Raw genomic sequence first — 19483 nt, 5'->3', positions numbered from 1 at the left:
CTTCGGATTCCCATGCCGCGGCCAGTGCTGCTGCCAGACGGGTGTGCCTCGCGCCCATAAACCCTCCCCATGTACCAGCCCCTACCCGGTTTCGAAGCTATGAACGGGTTCCCCAGGATTCAACCGATCGGAGCGAATCCCCGCTCCAGCAACCAGTAGAGCGCCGTCAGCCCGAGCAGGACTGACAGGAAGCGGACGGTGCGTCGGTGCCACACGGGCCGGCGCTGGAGCATGCGCAGCAGTGGCAGCAGCACGGCGACAACGGCCGCCTGGCCCAGCTCCACGCCGAGGTTGAAACCGAACAGTGCGCCCACCACCGAGTCACCCAGGCCGTAGCCCGTCAACACGCTGGCGAAGCCCAGGCCGTGCACCAGACCGAAGAGGAAGGTGACGGCCACGCGGTGGCGGGGCGCGCGCCGCGCGAGGTTCTCCACCACCACCCAGAGGATGGAGCCGGCGATGGCGGCCTCCACCCAGCGCGTGCGCACCTCGTCCAGGGGGAGCCAGCCCAGCGCGGTGGCCCCCAGCGTGAGGGAATGGGCCACGGTGAAGGCCGTCACCAACAGCAGCACCCGCCGCGTGCCCCCCCCCACGAGCAGCACCGCCAGCAGGAACGCCAGATGATCCGGCCCTCCGAGGATGTGCGTGACGCCGAGCCCCACCCAGCCGGCGAGCCCCGTGGACGCTTCCTCGGCGGAGTCCTCCAGGGACACCACGAGCGTGGGCTGGGCGGCGTCGGCGAAGCGCTGTCCCCGCTCGCCCTGGACGAGGCTGCCGAGCACCACCCGGTAGCCCACCGGCAGCACGGCGAGCAGCGTGAAGCGCTGGCGCAGCTCCCCCGGCGCGCACGAGAAGGTGGCCCCGAGCTCCACATAGGACTCGCGCACCCAGGCGCTCTGGGCGGTGCGAGCGCAGGGCTGGCCGCCGGCGCTCAGGGGAAGGGCGTCCCAGAAGCCCACCGCCAGGGCCCGCTCGCGCGCGTCGAGATCCGCCTGGCTCAGCACGCCGTCCCCGTCCGCGTCCGCGGGCAGCAGGCGCGCGAGCGTGTCCGCCGTGAGGGTGATGCGCTCGCGCACCTCGGCCCCCCTGGCCTCGGGACGCCAGAGCTGCGCATAGAGGATGTCCGCGTCGTGCGCGCCCGCTCCACCCGCGAGCAGACACAGGACGAGGGCCGCCACCCACCGGGCCGTCCACCACATGGGCCCGGCAGCCTGCCCGCGCGGGCCGGGGCCGTCTACTCCTCGATGAACTCCAGGTGAATCTGCTGCCGGCCGCTCAGCCCCCCGTGGCGGGTGCCACAGCGCGGGCAGAAGAAGGGCCCGTCCCAGTCCCAGTGCGCCTTGACCTCCTCGCCACAGCACACGAGGGGCAGCACCCGCAGGTCATCCACGTCCGGAGCCATGGGACCCGGCAGGGCGGGTGGCCTGAAGCTCACGAAGGTGGGCCGCGGATTGTCCGCGAGCGTGCGCGACACGTGCGCGAGCTGCTCGTAGCGCACGTGGTTGGCCCAGGCGCGCGCCACGCTCTCCACGTGCGCCTGCTGCGCGGGGGTGAGCCACTCGTCCCCCGCGGCCCGGTGGCCACAATAGAGGCACCACGCGTCGGGCACCTCGTCGAAGCTCTCGTGCGCGTTCTCGAACGGAAAGAGCGACGCGAGCCGCCTCTGCAGGATGTTCCCATCATGCGCGCACGGTCGCGTCTTGAAGTCACGCTGGCAGCGCGGACACTCCCTGCGCACGAAGCCGCCCGCGTCCCGGGACAGCTCCACCAGGCAGATGTCGGGCGCTTCCCTCATACGGCCTCCTCAGGCCATCGATCCACGGCCCCGCTGCGCCACCGCCAGCAGCAGCGCCACCATGGAGAAGAGGAGCAACAGATGCACCCAGGCTCCCTCGGTGGAACCACTGATGGATCCGACGATCCACAGCACGAACAGGATGGCACTCATCGTCCAGTACACGCCGCCCACTCCTCTCCCGGTTACACGACTGCGCGCAAAGCTGGGGTGTCGGAGCCATGGGGGCAACCCCTCCTTTCAACAGCCCTTCCGGGGTTCAACGGACCGCTCCGGTAGACCTTTTTTCAGGAGGGGAATCTCCCACCCTGGCCCCATTTCGAGTGATTCCGAGAGGTTGGCGGATGGCACGGTGACTGCTTTGAACGCCGGGCATCTGCCACATGGGACACGTGGCCAGGTCAGGCACGTGTGGGGAAGAGGGTTGACGATATGAAGGGTTGGGCGGCGGCGCTGGTGGTGGTGGGGTCGATGGTGAGTCCGGTCGCGGGGGCGTTCCAGCCCTACTTCCCGGGAGAGAAGAGCCCGGAGATGGTGGAGCTGAGGGCCCGGCTGGCCGAGCGCGCGGTTCAGCTCGAGCAGATGGAGGAGGAGGCGGCGCTCTACGCCGAGGCGGAGGCGCTGGGCATCACCACCGCGGTGCAGGCCTCGCAGCTGCCCGAGCGTCAGCAGCGGCGCCTGGCGATGGCGATCGTCCGCGAGGCGCGCGCCAACGGGTTGGATCCGCTCCTGGTGGTGGCGGTCATCCACTGCGAGAGTTCCTTCAACAACTACGCGGTGTCGGGCGTGGGCGCCATGGGGCTCATGCAGGTGATGCCGGACACGGGCAGCTATCTGGCGGACAAGGCGGGCTTCAAGCTGCAGCGCCACTCCAACCTGTTCGATTCGGAATTGAACATCGAGTTGGGAACGGCCTACCTGGCCAACCTCATCGAGCGCTTCGGCACGCCCGAGCGCGCCCTGGTCGCCTACAACGCGGGCCCCACCCAGGCGCGGAAGATCCTCGCCCAGAGCGGCGCGCGCGAGCGCTTCCTCGCGGGCTACCCCGCCAAGGTGATGCGCGAGTTCCGTAACCTGAAGGCCCAGCGCTCGCGCGAGCTGACCCGGCGCGAGGCCCAGAAGAAGCCCGTGAACGGGCCGGGGTGATGGTTAGCCAACAGTGCGTGCGCTCGGTGCACGACACTGATTCCGAATTCCATTCGGCTGACTGCCCTTTCCAGGCTTTCAGATGCACTCTCCGAGGTGACTCTTGTGCGCCGGGGTGGGCGGTCCACTTCCGGGCCGGGCGTACCCGACACGCGCCGGTTTCCCAGGGAAACGCACGCGGCATCAATGGAGAGACACACTCATGGTGGGACTGGAAATTCACCAGGAAGAACGCGCAGGTCGTCTGACGCTGCGCCTGACCGGAACGCTGGACAACCAGACCGCCCTGCTCCTGCGCCAGTCGCTGGACACGCTGGGATCGAGGGAAGTGGAGTTGGACTTCACGCACCTGCGCGAGTTCCGTGACTCGGCGGTGGGGGTGCTGACGAACGGACTGGTGGACCGCAAGGTGCGCCTGCGCGGCCTGGCCGGGCATCACCAGCGCATGTTCCGCTACTTCGGGCTGAGCATGGGCGAGGCGTCCTCGTCGCGCGCCTACTACACCCCGGAAGAAGTGCTCGCCTGAAGTCTGGTCGTCGGGAATGAGCCGCGGGATGGGAGGGGATGAACCCCCTCCCGCGCCCGCCTCCCCGCCCTTCCGGCAACCGCTTCAGAAGTACAGCATCCCCGCGAAATACCTCGTCTCCTCCCCTCTGCGTCCAGGCGGACACGCCCGAGGCCCGGGGTTGTCGAGACAGACGTTCAGGAGTCGTCGGACTGGGGTAAAGTGGGTCCCCCGATGAACTCCCCAGCCCGAGCAACCCCTGCCCTCTCCTCTCCGGCGGCCGCGAGATCCGCGCTGGAGCAGGTGGCCGCGAATCTGTCCCTGGCCGTGCGGGGCAAGGAGAAGGAAGTCCGCCTCGCCGTCACCTGCGTGGCCGCGGGAGGCCACCTGCTGCTGGAAGACGTGCCCGGAGTGGGAAAGACCACGCTGGTGGAGGCCATCGCCCGCTCCTTCTCCCTGTCGCTGTCGCGCGTGCAGTTCACCGCGGATCTGATGCCGGCCGACATCCTCGGCGCGCAGATCTTCCACGCCGCCACGGCCTCGTTCTCCTTCCGCCCCGGCCCCATCTTCCGCCAGCTCGTGCTGGCCGATGAGCTCAACCGCGCGCCGCCGCGCACCCAGTCCGCGCTGCTGGAGGCCATGGCCCAGGGCCAGGTCTCCCTGGACGGCGTCACCCACCCGCTGCCGCGCCCCTTCACGGTGGTGGCCACGCAGAACCCGGTGGACTTCTCCGGCACCTATCCCCTGCCCGACTCGCAACTGGACCGCTTCCTCATGCGCCTGTCGCTGGGCCACCCGGCGCCCGAAGTGGAAGCGCGCCTGCTGGTGCTCGCGCGCGACGCCGCCACGGCCGGCGCGGTGGTGGAGCCGGTGAGCTCGCCCGAGGCGCTCAACGGGCTGCGCGCCCAGGTGGCCGCCCAGCGCCTGGACGACACCGTGGCCGACTACGTGGTGCGTCTGGCGCACGCCACGCGCTCGCACGGTGACATCGAGCGCGGAGCCTCCACGCGCGCCGTGCTGGCGCTGGGCATGGCCGCCCGGGCCCACGCCCTCTGGGAGGCGCGTGACTTCGTGACGCCCGGAGACGTACGCGCGGTGCTCGGGCCGTGCCTGGCCCACCGTCTGCTGCTGCGCAGCGCCAACCAGGGCACCTACACGCGCGACGAGGCGCTCCACCTCATCGAGGAGATCGCCCGGAAGGTGCCGGCCCCCCGGTGAGCCCGTCCCGTCCTTCCTCGCCGTGGCGGCGGTTGCGCGCCACGCTCCGGCCGCCGCGCACCCTCAAGGTGACGGGCATGGGCCGCACCTACCTCGTGGTGACCTTCGGCGTGGGCCTGGGCGCGCTCAACACCGGCAACAACCTGCTCTACCTGGTGCTGGGACTGCTGCTGAGCGTCATCATCCTCTCCGGCGTGCTGTCCGAGCGCTGTCTGCGCGACCTGTCCGTGCGGCGCGTGGGCGGCGAGGGCGCCTTCGCGGGCGAGCCCTTCGCCTTCCGCTGGGCGCTCACCCGCCGTGAGGGACATGCCTTCGCCCTCACCCTGTCCGAGGTGGACGTGCCCCTCACCGGCGAGGGCGGCGTGGGCCACCTGCCCGCGGGCGTGGAGCACGTGGTGCGCGCGGACCTCACCGCGCCCCGGCGCGGGCCGGTGAAGCTCGTGGGCGTGCGCGTCACCACCACCTGGCCGCTGGGCCTGTTCGCCAAGACGCGCGTCTTCCCCCTGCCGGGCACGCTGCTCGTCTTCCCCCGGCGGGGCTTCGCCTGTGCCACCCCCGAGGACGCGGCGACGGGCCACGTGGGCGAGGCGCACCACCCCCACCGGATGGATGGCACGGGGGACCTGGCGGGCCTGCGCGAGCTGGGCGAGGGCGAGGACTCCCGGCGCGTGCACTGGCTCAAGAGCGCCTCGGTGGGCAAGCTGCTCAAGGTGGAGCGCGAGCGCGAGGAGCGGCGCACCTACGTGCTCGAGGTGCGCGCCGGGCTGGCCGACGAGGCGCTGGAGCGGCGGTGCGAGGAGGTGGCCGAGCAGGCCCACCGGCTGCTCGAAGCCGGCCACGAGGTGGGGCTGGAGCTGCCCGGCCAGCGCCTGCGGCCGGGCGCGGGCAGTGGTCAGGAGCGCCTGCTCCTGCGCGCCCTGGCGTGGGTGGGCTTCGAGGAGCAGCGCGAGGAGGCGGCATGAGGCAACCCCTGCGGCTGCGGCTCGTGTTGAGGGACCTGAGCACGGCGGCGGCCTTCGCCTCCATGGCCATCTCCAGTCAGGTACCCGTGTGGACCCTGGTGCTCTTCGCGCTGGCGCTGATCGTGGCGTTGACGGGCCGGCGCCCCCTGGCGCGCGCGCCCCGGCTCACGGCGCTGCTGCTCCTGCCCGTGGCGGGCGTGCTCTACCTCGCGGTCGCCGCGGGGCAGATGGACCTGGTGGTGGCCGCCTGCTCCTTCGCGGGCATCGTCGCCGCCCAGCGGCTGCTCTCCGAGAGCAGCTCCGCCACGGACGGCCAGGTGCTGCTCGTCGGCCTGTTGATGATCGCCGGCGGCGCGGCGCTCTCCGGTGATCTCGTCTTCGCGCTGTGCCTGCTCGCCTTCGCGGTGCTCGCGAGCCTGTCGCTGGGCCTGGCCGTGGTGGAAGCGGCGGTGCCCCCGGGCGAGCCGGTCCCGGTACGCGCGGTGATGCGTCCGCTCGCGCGCGGCACCATCCTGGCCGTGGTGGGCGCGGTGCTCTTCTTCATCCTCATTCCCCGCCTCAACTGGAACATGGGCGTGCACCGCGCCACGCCGGGACTCGGCACCGCCACCAGTGGCTTCTCCGACACGGTGCGCCTGGGCGGCTCGGGCACCCTCAAGAGCAATCCCCGCGTCGTGCTGCGCGCCCGGCTGACGCCGGACCCGGTGCGGACCGAGCAGCTGTCGGCCTATTGGGTGGGCCGCACCTACGACACCTTCGATGGCCAGGAGTGGTCGACGATCGGCGCGGCCAAGCAGCGCCACCGCACGCGCGTGACGCTGCGTCCGGGCGCGGACAAGCAGGTGTACCAGCGCATCGAGCTGCTGCCCGCCTACGGCAGCCGTACGCTCATCGCCCTGGAGACGCCCGCCAAGCTGGGCAATGCCCTGATGCACACGCCCACGGGCGACCGGCGCACCCGGCTGCAGGAGCTGGGCGGAGACGAGCTGCGCTTCGTGGATGACGGGCTCGGCTACTCCTATGAGGTGTACAGCCTGCCGCCCGGCACGGACACGGACCCCGGCCGGATGAACCAGACGGAGGCGGATCAGCTCCTGGCGCTGCCGGAGAACCTGGATCCCCGGGTGGAGCAGCTGGCGCGTCAGGTGGTGGGCGACGAGAAGGATCCCCTCGCGGCGGCCCAGAAGCTGTCCACCTGGATGCAGCGCGAGTACCAGTACACGCTGGAGCTGAGCGGGGACCTGGCGGATCCGCTGGTGGACTTCCTCTTCGTGCGCAAGGCGGGCCACTGCGAGCACTTCGCCACGGCGCTCACGTTGATGCTGCGCACCCTGGGCTTCGAGTCCCGGCTCGCCACGGGCTTCTTCGGCGGCGAGCGCGTGGGGGAGGAGTACATCGTCCGCGCGGGCGACGCCCACGCGTGGACGCACGTGCTGGTGCCCGGGCGCGGCTTCATCACCGTGGATTCCACGCCCCCCGCGTTCCGCGCCAACCAGTCCCTTCAAGTCCTCCAGTCGCTCATCTCGTTCTACGAGGCCATCGAGGGCATCTGGCGTACGTCCGTGGTGGACTACTCGTTCCGGGATCAGCTCGACTTCATGCGCGGCCTGTCTCGGCCCCCACGGGAGTCCTCCTCCGGCGAGCAGCGGCCCTCGGGCCCGCCGGCCGGTGCCTGGTGGACGGCGGGGCTGGTGGCGCTGGGCGTCTACGGCCTCGTGCGCTACCTGTCGCGGCGTCCCCGGCGCTCGCCCCTGGGAGAGGCCACGCGCCTGGTGGACGCCGTGGAGCGCCAGCTCACGCGCGCCGGCCTGCCTCCCCAAGAGGGCGAGACGCTCGAGGACGTGGCCGCGCGCTTCACCCGCGACGCGCATCCGCTCGGCCCCACGCTCGCGCCGCTCACGCGCCGCTACCTGGAGGCCCGCTTCGGCCAGCGCCCGCTCGAGTCCGGTGAACGCGCCCGGATGCTCGAGGACCTGCGGCGCGCGCTGGACACCTGGCGTCAGGGCTCCCGCTCCAACGCCCCCTGAAGCCCCGCCCCGCCCGGCTCGCCCTCCTCCGCCCGCCTGCCCTCCGATGGGGCGGGGGTGATGGGGGCGCTGGCCGCGCGTGTCGCCTTTATTACCCCTGGGAAAACACGAAGCGACATGTGGCGGCATCGCTTGCCAGGAGGGATGGGCCCGGACCTGTAACGCTTACGGACTGCCTCCCGGGGCAGGACGAAGGGCTCGGCCAAGTATCCGTTGTCACTGATGAATTCTCGCGTGGAGGTGTGGCACGCACGTTGCTCTACGCCCTTCACGTCCGGTTGTCGTTTGACAGGAAAACCTACCTCTATTCACCGGCCTCCGAGCGAGGAGGCCCCTCGGAGACACACCATGCAGCTCTCCACGGAACAGTCGTCCAACTCGGGCTCGCTGGCGATGTACCTCTCGGAGATCAACCAGTACTCCCTGCTCAAGGTCGAGGAGGAGCAGGCGCTGGCGCGCGGCTTCCTGCAGGGAGATCTCGCCGCGGGCCACAAGCTGGTGACGAGCAACCTGCGCTTCGTGGTGAAGGTCGCCTACGAGTACCGCTCCTACGGCATCAAGATGTCCGACCTCATCCAGGAGGGGAACATCGGCCTGATGAAGGCGGTGCAGAAGTTCGATCCCGACAAGGGCATCCGCCTCATCTCGTACGCGGTGTGGTGGATCCGCGCCTATATCCAGAACTACATCCTCAAGAGCTGGAGCCTGGTGAAGCTCGGGACCACGCAGGCCCAGCGCAAGCTCTTCTTCTCGCTCGCGCGCACGCGCCGGGAGCTGGAGAAGTTCGGCACGCTGGACGGCTCGGTGGTGAACGTGGAGGAGATCGCCCGCAAGCTCAACGTGAAGGCCACCGAGGTGCGCGAGATGGAGCAGCGCATGGGCGGGCGGGACTTGTCGCTGGACGCGCCCATGGGCGAGGAGGGCGGCAACAGCCACGTGGACTTCGTGGCGAGCGAGTCCACCTCCCAGGATGACGAGTTCGCGGACCGCGAGGAGGCGGGCCTCATCAACACGCGCGTGCGCACGGCGCTCATGCGCCTGGATCCGCGCGAGCGCTTCATCATCGAGCAGCGCGTGATGAACGAGCGCCCGATGACGCTCAAGGAGCTGGGCGAGCACTTCGGCTTCTCGCGCGAGCGCGCGCGCCAGCTGGAGATCCGCGCCAAGGACAAGCTCAAGGCGGAGCTGGCGGCGCTGATGGCCGAGGTGGATCCCGACTCCCCCGAGGCGTCCGTGCAGCAGTAGGCCAGCAAAGCCAACGGCGACAGCCCTCCGAGGCGCCTTCACCGCGAGCGGCGGTGGGGGCGCCTCGTGCTTTGTCCGCTCCAAGGGCCCCTTCCTGGAAGACGACGGGACTCCGTGCCCTGAACAAGACACTCCGGGCGAACCTGATTATCATTTCTTTCAGGTCTTCTTTATATTTCAACTCTTACCGAGAGAACTCCAAGACAAACCCATCGTTCAGGAGCGTCCAATGGCTGGCAAACCCCTGCGTGGTGCGCGGTTCGTGCGAAGCCTGATTCCCGCGGTGATGATCGCCTTCACGGTGGGTTTGGACCAACTGGCCACCGCGGCGCTGGTCCGCTACCTGGTTCCGGCGGTGGCGGACCTGCCCCTGCCCGACCTCGGTCTGCCCGTCCTCGATCTGCTCCGCGCTCCCCTGCCCCTGCCCCTGCCCGTCCTCTGACAGGTAGGACAAGGTGTGCCCCTGGCCGCTCTCTCGGAGGGGGAGCGCGGGTGAAGGCCCTTTCCGAATGGAAAGGAGCGCGGGAATTACTGGGAGTACGGAGGATTGGGGGAGAGAATGGAGGTACACTGCAAGCCCCTGCTCTCCCACCCGCCTCAAGGACTTCATGGCTCAGGTACAGCCCGGTAACAGCCCGTCCTCGGAACCCGTGACGGATCCCGCCGTGCAGGAAAAGGTGGAGTCCGCGCGCTCGGTGGCCGCCCAGCTGCTCAAGGGCATCAAGCAGATCGGCATGTACCGGCACAACGAGGCGAAGTTCCCCGAGTTCCTCGCCCGGACGCACGAGGCGCTCAGCGCGCACACCGAGAAGCACGGCGCGCTGCACATCAAGGTGGAGCAGCAGAACTTCATGACGTACGGCGAGCCGCTGTTCGCCGAGGACACGCCGCTGCCCTACAAGTTCTTCCGCGACGGCATCCGCCAGCTCATCCTCCGGCCGGGCTTGAGCCTCGAGGAGCTGGTGACGTTCACGCTCATCGCCCTGTCCGAGCCCGAGCGGGGCGCCGAGGACGTGCTCGCGCAGCTGTGGCGCTCGGGCCTGGAGCACCTCGAGTACGTGGTGGTCGAGGGCTTCCGGATGGACGAGGTGAGCGAGGAGGAGGTCGAGGTCGAGGTCGACCGGGTCGTGGGCTACCTCTACTCGCGCCTCAAGACGAGCTCGGACGACTACCTGCGCTTCGCGCGCGTGAACGCGGAGGACCTGGACTCCAAGCTGGACGGCGTGGAGCAGATGCGCGGCCTGGTGGTGGCGGGCAACTACGCCTCGGATGACCTCAAGGCCCGGCTGCAGCGGGAGATCTCCGAGGAGGAAGGGGCCCGGCTGTTCCCCAAGCTGGTGAGCGCCATCTTCCTCGTCATCGAGGGGGGCGTGGAGGACCGGGAGCTGCTCGAGGAGATCTTCGTGCAGCTCTTGGACGCCATGCTCATCCAGGACGACTACGGCACCATCAACCAGATGCTGCTCAAGATGCGCGCCCTGGCGCAGCGCGCGCCCGGGGGAGAGATCGAGCGGCTGGTGAGCTACTTCACCCAGAAGATGGGGGACGAGCAGCGGGTGATGCGGCTGGCGGAGATGCTCAAGGCGACGCGCCCGCGCAACCCGGTGGACATCAACCGCTATATGCAGGCGCTGGACAGCTCGGCGGTCTTCGCGCTGCTCAACGCGCTGGAGACGATCGACATCCCGGAGAACCGGCTGCTCATGTGCGACGCGCTGGCACGATTCGCCCAGGACAACCCCCACCCCTTCGTGCAGCGCCTGGAGTCCGAGCGGCCCCAGACGGTGCGGGACATGGTCTACATCCTGGAGAAGAGCGACCATCCGGAGCGGGTGAAGATGTTCGGGCTGGTGATGCTCAACAAGAACCTCGCGGTGAAGCTGGAGGTGATGAACATCATCGCCCGGGGCCGCACCGCCGAGGCGCGCAAGCTCATCCTCGACGCGCTCAATGACCCGGCCGCCCAGGTGCGCATGCTGGCCGCGCGGCTGCTGCCCGAGTTCGATCGGGACCGCGCCTACACGGACTTGATGCGGCTGATGCGCGAGGCGAGCTTCGACAAGAAGAGCCTCGAGGAGCGCACGGCCTACTACACGGCGCTGGGCTCCACGGCGCTGCCGGGCGCCATCTCGCTGATGTTGCAGACGTTGTCGGTGAAGCCCACGCTGCTCAACAAGAAGAAGGTGCTGGAGGACAAGCTGTTGGCGGTGGCGGGACTGGCGGCCGCCTGCTCCATCCCCGGCTACAAGGCCCTGCAGGGCGTGGTGGAGGACAAGACCCAGCCGCTCGAGGTCCTCACCGCGGCGCGCAAGGCGATGTACCAGACGAAGAAGACGTTGTTCGGCGAGACAACCCTGGCCGAGGAGGCGTGAGATGGCGGAGAACCTGAAGGTCGCGCTCGGAGCCCAGGGCCAGACCGAGAACCTCAGCGAGGTGGGCCGCGCCTACTCGGAGAAGCTGCAGACGCTGGCGCGGGGCCTCATCTCGGGCCTGTACATGCTCATCCGCTCGGTGAAGATGTACGACCCGGAGAACTCGGTCTTCGAGAAGCCGCTGTTGCAGCTCCAGGACATCATCAACCAGATCATCTCCAAGGAAGGCCGGCTGGAGCTGGTGGGCGTCAAGGAGTCGTACTACCTCAACAACATGCTGGTGAAGGTGGACCTCAACTCCATCGACAACCAGCGCTACCTGCTCGCGGAGATGCGCTCCAAGGACGTGGGCGGCATCTCGCTCACCAAGATCATCACCGTGCAGGAGCTGAAGAACTTCATCTGGATCTTCAGCAAGGAGCAGCTCTCGTCGGCCGACGAGGACGGGCTGGCGGACCGCAAGCTGCTCAACATGAAGGTGGCCAGGTACTCGCGGCTCCGGGAGAAGCTCAGCCAGGAGGAGGACGAGAAGCAGGACCAGAAGGTGGACCGCAAGAAGTACGCGATGACGGTCTACGCGCGCGCGGTGTTCTTCCTCACGCGCTACCTGGAGTCGGTGCAGACGGGCAAGCCGCTGAACACCTCGCGGGCGCTGCGGCTGGTGCAGGACTTCGTGGACATCTCGTTCGAGCAGCGCACGCACTTCCTGGGCATGACGACGATGAAGCGCGAGCTGGACTATCTCGTGTACCACCAGGTGAACGTGTGCCTGATGAGCATCGTGTTCGGGCAGGAGCTGGGCCTGACCAAGCCCCAGCTCAGAGATCTGGGCTACATCGCGCTCTTCCACGACGCGGGCATGGCGACCATCCCCGAGGAGCTGGCCACCAAGAAGGGCGCGCTGAGCGCGGAGGAGAAGGCCATCATCCAGAAGGCGCCGCTCATCTCCATCCGCAACATCCTGATGGAGAAGGGCTTCTCGCGCTCGACGCTGCTGCGCGTGGTGACCACGTTCGAGCACAAGGCGGACTTCGGCACCGCGGTGCGCGACGCGCGGGGCGACATCCAGATGATCATCCCCAAGACGAACCTGGGGGCGTACGCGAAGATCATCGCCATCTGCGCGGCGTATGACGCGCTCACCTCCAAGCGGCCCTACCGCGACGCGTACGGTCCGGAGGTGGCGCTGATGCTCATGTGGACGGAGATGCGCAACAAGTTCGATCCGGAGCTGCTCCAGGTCTTCATGCGGGTGATGGCCATCCAGCCGGTGAAGGTCCTCAGCCGCCGCCAGCAGACGATGACGCTCGGCGGGCTGTGAGTTCCATCCGACGATGAGCGGACGCGCGGTTTTCGCGCACCGCGCGCCGCGCGCTATAGACGGGCCCTTCCCTCCTCGCAAAGGAATGCCCGTGCCGTCCTCCCGATTCCTCGCGCCGCTGCTGCTCGTGCTGTCGCTCGGCGCGTGCGCGACCCCTTCCGCCACGGTCTCGTCCCCGCCCCCCGCGGCGGACTCAAGGACAGGCGGCGACGCCGATCAACGCCTGCTCACCTTCCTGGACGCGGCCTTCGAGGAGCGCCTCGCGCTCAGCCCCGAGGGCCTCACCTACCAGGGCTCGAAGCAGTCCTATGATCGGCTCGACGACTACACCGAGGCGGGGGCGCACAAGCAGCAGGAGCTGGCCGAGCAGCAGCTCGCCCGGATGAAGCGGGAGTTCGATGAGAGCGCCTTGAGCCCCGCCTCGCGCCTGTCCTACCGACTCTTCGAGGACCTGGTCACCCGGGGCCGGGAGCGGCTGCGGTGGTACTCGCACGGCTTCCCCGTCACCAACAGCTCGAACCCGACCAGCAACATCCCGGTGTTCCTCATCAACGCGCACCGGGTGGGCTCGGTGAGCGATGCGCGGGCGTACGTGGCGCGCCTGCGCGAGGTGCCACGGGTCATGAAGGAGATCTCCGAGCGGATGCGGGCGCAGGCGGCCCGGGGCATCGTCCCGCCGAAGTTCGTCTTCGCGCCGGTCGAGGCCGATGCCCGCCGGGTGCTCTCCGGCGCGCCGTTCGGTACGGGAGCGGACAGCGCGGTGTGGGCGGACTTCCAGAAGAAGGTGGGCGCGCTCGAGGCGCCCGCGGACGAGAAGGCCCGGCTGCTCGACGAGGCACGCGAGGCCCTGAAGGGTCCGTTCAAGAGCGGCTACGAGACGCTCCTCGCGACGATCGCCGAGGTGGGTCGGCAGGCGAAGGGCAATGATGGCGCGTGGAGCCTGCCCGACGGCGCGGCCTACTACGCCGACCAGCTGCGCTTCTTCACGACCACGGAGATGACGCCTGAGGAGATCCACGCGGCGGGGCTGGCGGAGGTGGAGCGCATCCACGGCGAGATGGCGGTCATCCAGAAGCAGGTGGGCTTCCAGGGCTCGCTCCAGGACTTCTTCGCCCACGTGAAGGCGGATGCGCGCTCGCACTATCCGAACACCGAGGAGGGCCGACAGGCCTATCTGGAGGACGCGCGGCGGTTCATCGCCCAGGCCATGAAGGAGGCCCCCCGCCTGTTCCACCGCCTGCCCCGGGCGGCGCTCGAGGTGCGTGCGGTCGAGCCCTGGCGGCAGGAGACGGCGCCGGTGGCCTTCTACAACTCGCCGGCTCCGGATGGCTCCCGGCCCGGCATCTACTACGTCAACCTCGCGGACATGAACCAGGTGCTCAAGCCGCAGATCGAGGGCATCACCTACCATGAGGCGGCGCCCGGCCATCACTTCCAGATCGCCTTCGCGCAGGAGCTCGAGGGCATGCCGAAGTTCCGTCGCTTCGGCTACTACGGCGCCTACATCGAGGGCTGGGGCCTGTACGCCGAGAAGCTCGCGCGGGAGCTGGGCTTCTACGCGGACCCCTACTCCCGCTTCGGCCAGCTGTCGCTGGAGCTGTGGCGGGCGACCCGGCTCGTCACGGACTCGGGCATGCACGCGAAGCGCTGGTCGCGCGAGCAGGCCATCGAGTACTTCAAGAAGAACACGCTGCTGAGCGACCGGGACATCGTCAAGGAAGTGGAGCGCTACCTCGTGTGGCCCGGGCAGGCGACGAGCTACAAGGTGGGCGAGCTGCGCCTGCTGGCGTTGCGCGCCCGGGCGCAGGAGGCGCTCGGGCCGGGCTTCGACGTGCGGGACTTCCACCAGGTCGTGCTCGGCAATGGCTCGCTGCCGCTCGACATCCTGAGCGAGCAGGTGGAGGCGTACATCGCGGCGAAGCGCGTGCCCGCGGCCCGCTGAGCCTCACGACCGCCAGAACACGATGCGCCGGGAGAGCGCCATGCCGCTCAGGTAGGCGCCCTCGACCCGTGAGCCCGCGCACCAGTCGCCACACGCCCCGAGTCCGCGCTTCTCGTCGAAGAGGGCCCCCTCGGTGAGAGGGGGCTCGGCCTGGGCGTAGCGCCAGCGGTGGGCCACGGCCTTCACCGGGCGGACGTCCACCCCCGCCGCGCGGGAAAACGCCTCGACGAGCAGGGGCGCCACGGCCTCGGGGGCGTCCTCCAGGTGCTCGCGGGAGAAGTCCGGGGTGGCGTGCAGCACCCAGCGCTCGCCCGCGGGCCGGCCCGGCTTGCTGTTGTCCCGGGCGGCCCAGGACAGGGGCGAGCCGTGGATGAAGGCCCCATCCACGGCCAGCGGCACGGGAGTGTCGAAGCTCGCCATCACCGACCAGCATGGCTCCATGCGCACGCCCGCCACGCGCGCGGAGAGCTCGGGCGAGCCGGCCAGCAGGGGCACCGCCTGCGGCGCGGGGACGGCGGCCACCACGGCGTGGAAAGTGCCCAGGGCCTCGCCCGTCTCGGACGTGAGCGCCCACGCCTCCTGCTCGCGCCGGACGTGCTCCACCCGCACGCCGCAGCGCACGTCCACGCGCGAGGCGAAGGCCTGGGCCAGGGCGCTCATTCCGGGGACACCCACGTAGCGCACCGGGCCCTCGTCCTTGAGCGTGAGCGCGCCGTTGTCCAGGGTGCCGAAGCGCGCGCGCCACTCGGCGGCGATCCCCTGCTCCACCCACGTCTCCACCTGCCGCTGGAAGCCCTCGTCGCGCGCGGTGAAGTACTGGGCGCCATGGTCGAAACTGCTCCCGTCCTCGCGTCGCGTGGACATCCGGCCCGCGGGGCTCCGGCCCTTGTCGAAGACCTTCACCGAGAGGCCCATCTCCGTGAGGATCCGGGCGAGCGTGAGGCCCGCGAGTCCCGCGCCGATGACGGCCACACGGGGAAAGCGCGAGGAAGACGAGTCCGAGGAGCTTGAGGAAGCCATGGGGTGGCTTCTACTTCCCCACTCCGCTGGTGATCTTCAAGCCAATGATGGCCACGAGGAGCAGTGCGAGGAAGAAGACACGCGCGGGGGTCACCGGCTCGTGGAAGAGGACGATGCCCAGCACGGCGGCGCCCAGGGCGCCGATGCCCACCCAGACGGCATAGGCGGTGCCGATGGGCAGCGTGCGCACCGAGAGCGACAACAACACCATGCTGGCGGCGAGGGCCACGAGCGTCAGCACCGTGGGCACCACCCGGGTGAACCCCTCGGTGTACTTGAGCCCGATGGACCAGCCGACCTCGAACAACCCCGCGATGACGAGCATCACCCACGCCATGACAGGCCCTCCCGGGGGCTAACGGCCGCGCAGCAGCGCGAGCGCGGCGGTGAAGTCCGGAGGCAGGGGCGCCTCCACGCGCAGCACCTTGCCCGTCCGGGGGTGAGGAAACGACAGCTTCCAGGCATGCAGGGCCTGACGGCCGACAGTGTCCTGCGCCGCCCCGGCCAGGCCCTTGGGCTTGCGGCCCGCGCCGTACAGGGTGTCACCCAGCAGGGGGTGGCCGAGCTCGGCCAGGTGCACGCGAATCTGGTGCGTGCGGCCGGTGAGCAGATCCACCTCCACCAGCGCGGCGCCCTCGAAGGACTCGAGCACCCGGTACACGGTGAGGGCGGGCTTGCCCTCCTTCACCTTGCCGGTGAAGCGCTGGCGGTGCACGGGGTGACGGCCGTAGAGCGTTTCGATGCGGCCCTCGGCGGCCTTGGGCGAGCCGTGCACGAGCGCCAGGTACGTCTTCTCCACGGTGCGCGTCTTGAAGGACTTCTGCAGCGCCACCAGAGCGGTCTCGTGCTTGGCCACGACCAGGCAGCCGGTGGTGTCCTTGTCGAGCCGGTGGACGATGCCAGGGCGCAGCTCGCCGCCCACTCCGGCCAGGTCCTTCACGCGGTGCAGCAGCGCGTTGACGAGCGTCCCCGAGGCATGGCCCGCGCCCGGGTGCACCACCATGCCCGCGGCCTTGTCCACCACCACCAGGTCCTTGTCCTCGCGCAGCACCGTGAGGGGCAGCTCCTCGGCCACCGGCAGGGCCGGCGTGGGGGCGGGAACCTCGAGGGTGAGCCGCTCGCCGCCCTTGAGCCGCAGGGAGACCTTGGCGGGCTTGCCGTCGACCTGGGCGTGGCCGGACTCGATGAGACCCTGCAGGCGCGAGCGCGTGAACTCGGGGAACACGCGCGCGAGCACTTGATCCAACCGCTCACCCCGGGCTTCGGGCGGGGCCAGCTGCTCGCGCACGGCGGGGCCTACCAAATCTTCGACTTCACGTGCGCCTTGGAGCGCAGGACGATGTCGTTGATGGCGCGCTCGAAGAAGTTCATGCGCTGGAAGATTTCCGGGCTGACGCGGCTCTTGTACAGCTCTCGGCCTTCCTCGAGCTCCTCCTTGAGGACCTCGAAGAGGTTGTCCTGCTCGATGCCCTTGATGATCTTCTGCTCGTTGTAGAGCGAGATATCCGAAGCAATCGCGCGGGCCAGCCGCATCGCCTTGATCTTTTCTTCTTCCGTCATTCTGGCCCTTTCTAGGCACCGCCACCTGGGGTGTCAACTTCGTTGCCGGGGGCAGATGCGGGGGGCTGACGGTCCCGTTCAGCGCTTTTTCCTATCCTCCGAGGAAGCAAGGGCCATGTAGCTGCGCGACACCCGGAGGGGATCCAGCCCGAGTTCCCGGGCCATGCTCATCAGCATGCCGCGCAGATAGACGGGCGCGGGCAGCTGATCGTAGCGATCCGCCTCGATGTTCTCCACGTGCCGCACGGAGATGCGGGTGCGATCGGCCAGGGAGTGGGGCGAGAGGTTACGGCCCTCGCGCACCTGACGCAGCAGCTCGCCGTTGAACTCGGCCTCGGTCGAGATGTCGACGACCGTCTTGAGGCGGGTGCGCGAGTCGCGCCCCTTCATCGACGCGGGATTGGGCGACGACTCGGCGGCGGGAGGGGTCGCCGCCGGGGGGAGCGCCGAGGCGTCGCCGGGCGGCTGGGCCGGGGGCGGACGGCTCACGGCGCGCGACGACTCCGCCGTGGGGCGGGCGGGAGGCGGGCGCAAGCCCGGGCGCGCGGGCAAGGGAGGCGGAATGACGCCACCGTGCCTTCTCGCCGGCGCGGAGGGCCGCGCGTGGACGACGGGCTTCGTGCCCGCCTGGGTCTCGGGCAGCAGGGCCTCCGGAGGCGGAGGCGGGGGCGGAGTCACGGCCGAGGGCTCGACGATGACGGAGGGCTCCTCCCCCACCGGCGCGGCCTCCAGCATGGCCGTCAGGTCCACCACCACCGAGGCCGCGTCCACCATGGGCGCGGGCTCGACGATGGGGGCCACTTCCGCCACGGGCGTGGCCACCTGCTCCGGCGCGGTCTCGACGGCGGGGGCTTCCGCCACGGGCGGGGCCTCGGCCACCGGCACCACCTGTGCCGCGGACGGATCCTCCACCACCACTTCCGTCTCGAGCAGTTCCAGGGCCTCGATCTCGGAACTCTCGGGGGCCGGCGTCTGGGGGGCGGCCGCGCGCGCGAGGTCCTCGCCCCGCAGCAGGGCCAGCTCCTCCGGAGTCCGCGTCACCCCGAGCTGCCGGTCATACTCCAGGCGACGCTCCAGCGTGCAGAGCACGTCCCGGGCCTTGGCGAGGCGCTCATGCAGGGCCTCGAGCTGCCCCGGGTCCACCAGCGTGTACACGGCGATGGAATCCGGCGCGTACGTCTCCATGGCCTGGGTATAGGCGCCGAGGATCTGCGCCTGTGAAGCGGAAACGGGAACCTCCAGCAGTTCGTAATACGACTGTTGCTCGAAGTGGTTCATGGGGAAGTCACTCCGTCGAGAGCCAACAAACGGTCGGCGATGCTCTGGATGCCCAGGGCGGAGGGGGAATCCGGCTTGTCCAGCACGATGGGACGGCGCTTGCGCACCGCGCGCCAGGCCTCGTCGTCGTAACGGATGGCGCCGAAATCATCCATCTCGAGGCCGAAGAACTTCTTCCACGCGGCCACCACCGCGGCATTCACCTTCACGTCCGCGTCCGTGCGGGCCTGATTGAGCACCAGCTTCACCCGGAAGGCGGCCAGCTCCTTCTCCAGCTTCGCGGCGAGCGTGGGGCTCGTCTGGCGCACGTGCTGGACGATCTCCAGCGGCGTGCGGCTCGCGCCCTCGCGGGTGGACAGGGCGCGCTCCACCAGCCGCTCGATGCCGTACTCCGACTCCACCTGCTGCAGGCGCCGGAAGAAGGCGGCCTTGACGAAGCGGTAGGCGTTCTCCACCGAGGTGGGCTCGGGCAGCAGCACCAGCACGCCATGGTCGGCGATGATGAAGAAGTCGAGCGTGTTGAAGCTCGAGCCCGCGCCCAGATCGAGGATGAGATAGTCCACGGACTGGGTCTGCAGGCTGCGCAGCAGCCGCTGCTTGTGGGCGTACTTGATGTTGGCCGCGTCCAACACGTCCAGCGCGCCGGCGATCAGCGACAGGTTGGGCACGCCCGTGGGCACGATGACGTCCTCCAGCCGCGACTTGGGGCGCAGCAGGAAGTCGGACAGCGTCGCCGTGGGCTGGCCCACGCCCAGGCACGTGTGGAGGTTGGCCCCACCGAGATCCGCGTCCACCAACAGCACGCGTTGTCCTCGCGCGGCCAGCGCGACTCCCAGATTGGAGGACACGAGCGATTTGCCGATTCCACCCTTGCCGCCGCCCACCGCGATGATGCGGTGGGGGCGGGCACGCACGGTGCCCGTGGGTTCCACGGGCGCGGCGGTGGGGACGGAAGGCGAGGCTGCGGAGCGGAGAGAGTTCAAGGCCACCGCATCAAAACCCGTCCCGGGCCGCTCGTCGACTCCCTGACCGGACGGAAAGACCCTTCGCCCTCGGAACCAGGCCGTCACCTCGTCGAGCGGACAGGCGACC

At 69.6% G+C, this 19483-nt stretch carries 19 protein-coding genes; 10 read left to right on the top strand and 9 right to left on the bottom strand.

The annotated features are described in order from the left end of the window. Positions 1-119: 119 nt before the first annotated feature. From D187_RS37655 to D187_RS55885, 3 genes are read right to left on the bottom strand one after another with little or no spacing between them, the layout of a single operon-like run. Positions 120-1199, bottom strand: coding sequence for a HupE/UreJ family protein (locus D187_RS37655; RefSeq protein WP_002627492.1), 1080 nt, complete (start codon positions 1197-1199; stop codon positions 120-122). 35 nt (positions 1200-1234) lie between these two features. Next, on the bottom strand, positions 1235-1795 hold the full coding sequence (locus D187_RS37650) for a hypothetical protein (protein ID WP_002627493.1): 561 nt from the start codon (positions 1793-1795) through the stop codon (positions 1235-1237). A gap of 9 nt (positions 1796-1804) precedes the next feature. Beyond that, positions 1805-1960 carry a lmo0937 family membrane protein gene (locus D187_RS55885; RefSeq protein ID WP_002627494.1) on the bottom strand — a complete coding sequence of 52 codons (156 nt, stop codon included), beginning with the start codon at positions 1958-1960 and terminating at the stop codon, positions 1805-1807. A 267-nt stretch (positions 1961-2227) separates the two neighbouring features. Here D187_RS55885 and D187_RS37645 point away from each other — a divergent pair, with 267 nt between their 5' ends. The 10 genes from D187_RS37645 (at position 2228) to D187_RS37600 (ending at position 14533) form a co-directional block, all read left to right on the top strand. Then, positions 2228-2941 carry a lytic transglycosylase domain-containing protein gene (locus D187_RS37645; protein ID WP_002627495.1) on the top strand — a complete coding sequence of 238 codons (714 nt, stop codon included), beginning with the start codon at positions 2228-2230 and terminating at the stop codon, positions 2939-2941. Between the two features lie 202 nt (positions 2942-3143). Continuing rightward, entirely contained in the window at positions 3144-3467 is a 324-nt protein-coding gene (locus D187_RS37640; RefSeq protein WP_002627496.1) for an STAS domain-containing protein, read from the top strand. Positions 3468-3680: 213 nt separating this feature from the next. Next, complete coding sequence (locus tag D187_RS37635; RefSeq protein WP_043433631.1) at positions 3681-4664, top strand: AAA family ATPase; 984 nt, start codon at positions 3681-3683, stop codon at positions 4662-4664. After that, positions 4661-5626 carry a DUF58 domain-containing protein gene (locus D187_RS37630; RefSeq protein WP_020918535.1) on the top strand — a complete coding sequence of 322 codons (966 nt, stop codon included), beginning with the start codon at positions 4661-4663 and terminating at the stop codon, positions 5624-5626. Before D187_RS37635 ends, D187_RS37630 begins: the two co-directional genes overlap by 4 nt. After that, a complete protein-coding gene (locus tag D187_RS37625; RefSeq protein ID WP_002627499.1) occupies positions 5623-7653 on the top strand; it encodes a transglutaminase TgpA family protein in 2031 nt (676 codons plus the stop codon). Before D187_RS37630 ends, D187_RS37625 begins: the two co-directional genes overlap by 4 nt. A 348-nt stretch (positions 7654-8001) precedes the next feature. Then, complete coding sequence (locus tag D187_RS37620; protein ID WP_020918534.1) at positions 8002-8898, top strand: RNA polymerase factor sigma-32; 897 nt, start codon at positions 8002-8004, stop codon at positions 8896-8898. Positions 8899-9127: 229 nt separating this feature from the next. Continuing rightward, complete coding sequence (locus D187_RS37615; RefSeq protein ID WP_002627501.1) at positions 9128-9340, top strand: hypothetical protein; 213 nt, start codon at positions 9128-9130, stop codon at positions 9338-9340. Positions 9341-9506: 166 nt separating this feature from the next. Then, complete coding sequence (locus D187_RS37610) at positions 9507-11270, top strand: HEAT repeat domain-containing protein (RefSeq protein WP_043433627.1); 1764 nt, start codon at positions 9507-9509, stop codon at positions 11268-11270. 1 nt (position 11271) lies between these two features. Further along, positions 11272-12591, top strand: coding sequence for an HD-GYP domain-containing protein (locus tag D187_RS37605; protein WP_002627503.1), 1320 nt, complete (start codon positions 11272-11274; stop codon positions 12589-12591). 91 nt (positions 12592-12682) lie between these two features. Beyond that, positions 12683-14533: a DUF885 domain-containing protein gene (locus tag D187_RS37600; protein WP_002627504.1), complete on the top strand. Its 1851-nt coding sequence runs from the start codon at positions 12683-12685 to the stop codon at positions 14531-14533. A 3-nt stretch (positions 14534-14536) separates the two neighbouring features. On the opposite strand, the gene D187_RS37595 is transcribed toward D187_RS37600, so the two are convergent. From D187_RS37595 to D187_RS37570, 6 genes are all read right to left on the bottom strand, one after another. Continuing rightward, positions 14537-15553, bottom strand: coding sequence for an NAD(P)/FAD-dependent oxidoreductase (locus D187_RS37595; RefSeq protein ID WP_002627505.1), 1017 nt, complete (start codon positions 15551-15553; stop codon positions 14537-14539). Positions 15554-15563: 10 nt separating this feature from the next. Continuing rightward, entirely contained in the window at positions 15564-15890 is a 327-nt protein-coding gene (gene sugE, locus D187_RS37590) for a quaternary ammonium compound efflux SMR transporter SugE (RefSeq protein WP_002627506.1), read from the bottom strand. Between the two features lie 18 nt (positions 15891-15908). Next, positions 15909-16856 carry an RluA family pseudouridine synthase gene (locus D187_RS37585; protein WP_076606305.1) on the bottom strand — a complete coding sequence of 316 codons (948 nt, stop codon included), beginning with the start codon at positions 16854-16856 and terminating at the stop codon, positions 15909-15911. After that, positions 16850-17113, bottom strand: coding sequence for a hypothetical protein (locus tag D187_RS37580; RefSeq protein ID WP_002627508.1), 264 nt, complete (start codon positions 17111-17113; stop codon positions 16850-16852). The genes D187_RS37585 and D187_RS37580 overlap by 7 nt, the downstream gene beginning before the upstream one ends. Positions 17114-17191: 78 nt before the next feature. After that, positions 17192-18391 (bottom strand): helix-turn-helix domain-containing protein, encoded by a 1200-nt coding sequence (locus D187_RS50975; RefSeq protein WP_002627509.1) that lies wholly within the window; start codon positions 18389-18391, stop codon positions 17192-17194. Beyond that, entirely contained in the window at positions 18388-19323 is a 936-nt protein-coding gene (locus tag D187_RS37570) for a P-loop NTPase (protein WP_043433774.1), read from the bottom strand. The genes D187_RS50975 and D187_RS37570 overlap by 4 nt, the downstream gene beginning before the upstream one ends. Positions 19324-19483 lie beyond the last annotated feature (160 nt).

The sequence above is a fragment of the Cystobacter fuscus DSM 2262 genome, assembly GCF_000335475.2.
In the GTDB taxonomy this organism is placed as follows: Bacteria; Myxococcota; Myxococcia; order Myxococcales; family Myxococcaceae; genus Cystobacter; species Cystobacter fuscus.
Note: the sequence above shows the minus strand (reverse complement) of the source record. Positions and strands in the feature narration are given on the sequence as shown.

Coding starts and splice junctions, on each gene's coding strand:
- D187_RS37635 (WP_043433631.1), top strand. CDS start 3,681: ATGAACTCCCCAGCCCGAGCAACCCCTGCCCTCTCCTCTCCGGCGGCC.
- D187_RS37650 (WP_002627493.1), bottom strand. CDS start 1,795: ATGAGGGAAGCGCCCGACATCTGCCTGGTGGAGCTGTCCCGGGACGCG.
- D187_RS37625 (WP_002627499.1), top strand. CDS start 5,623: ATGAGGCAACCCCTGCGGCTGCGGCTCGTGTTGAGGGACCTGAGCACG.
- D187_RS37620 (WP_020918534.1), top strand. CDS start 8,002: ATGCAGCTCTCCACGGAACAGTCGTCCAACTCGGGCTCGCTGGCGATG.
- sugE (WP_002627506.1), bottom strand. CDS start 15,890: ATGGCGTGGGTGATGCTCGTCATCGCGGGGTTGTTCGAGGTCGGCTGG.
- D187_RS37580 (WP_002627508.1), bottom strand. CDS start 17,113: ATGACGGAAGAAGAAAAGATCAAGGCGATGCGGCTGGCCCGCGCGATT.
- D187_RS37610 (WP_043433627.1), top strand. CDS start 9,507: ATGGCTCAGGTACAGCCCGGTAACAGCCCGTCCTCGGAACCCGTGACG.
- D187_RS37595 (WP_002627505.1), bottom strand. CDS start 15,553: ATGGCTTCCTCAAGCTCCTCGGACTCGTCTTCCTCGCGCTTTCCCCGT.
- D187_RS37640 (WP_002627496.1), top strand. CDS start 3,144: ATGGTGGGACTGGAAATTCACCAGGAAGAACGCGCAGGTCGTCTGACG.
- D187_RS37615 (WP_002627501.1), top strand. CDS start 9,128: ATGGCTGGCAAACCCCTGCGTGGTGCGCGGTTCGTGCGAAGCCTGATT.
- D187_RS37645 (WP_002627495.1), top strand. CDS start 2,228: ATGAAGGGTTGGGCGGCGGCGCTGGTGGTGGTGGGGTCGATGGTGAGT.
- D187_RS37605 (WP_002627503.1), top strand. CDS start 11,272: ATGGCGGAGAACCTGAAGGTCGCGCTCGGAGCCCAGGGCCAGACCGAG.
- D187_RS37655 (WP_002627492.1), bottom strand. CDS start 1,199: ATGTGGTGGACGGCCCGGTGGGTGGCGGCCCTCGTCCTGTGTCTGCTC.
- D187_RS50975 (WP_002627509.1), bottom strand. CDS start 18,391: ATGAACCACTTCGAGCAACAGTCGTATTACGAACTGCTGGAGGTTCCC.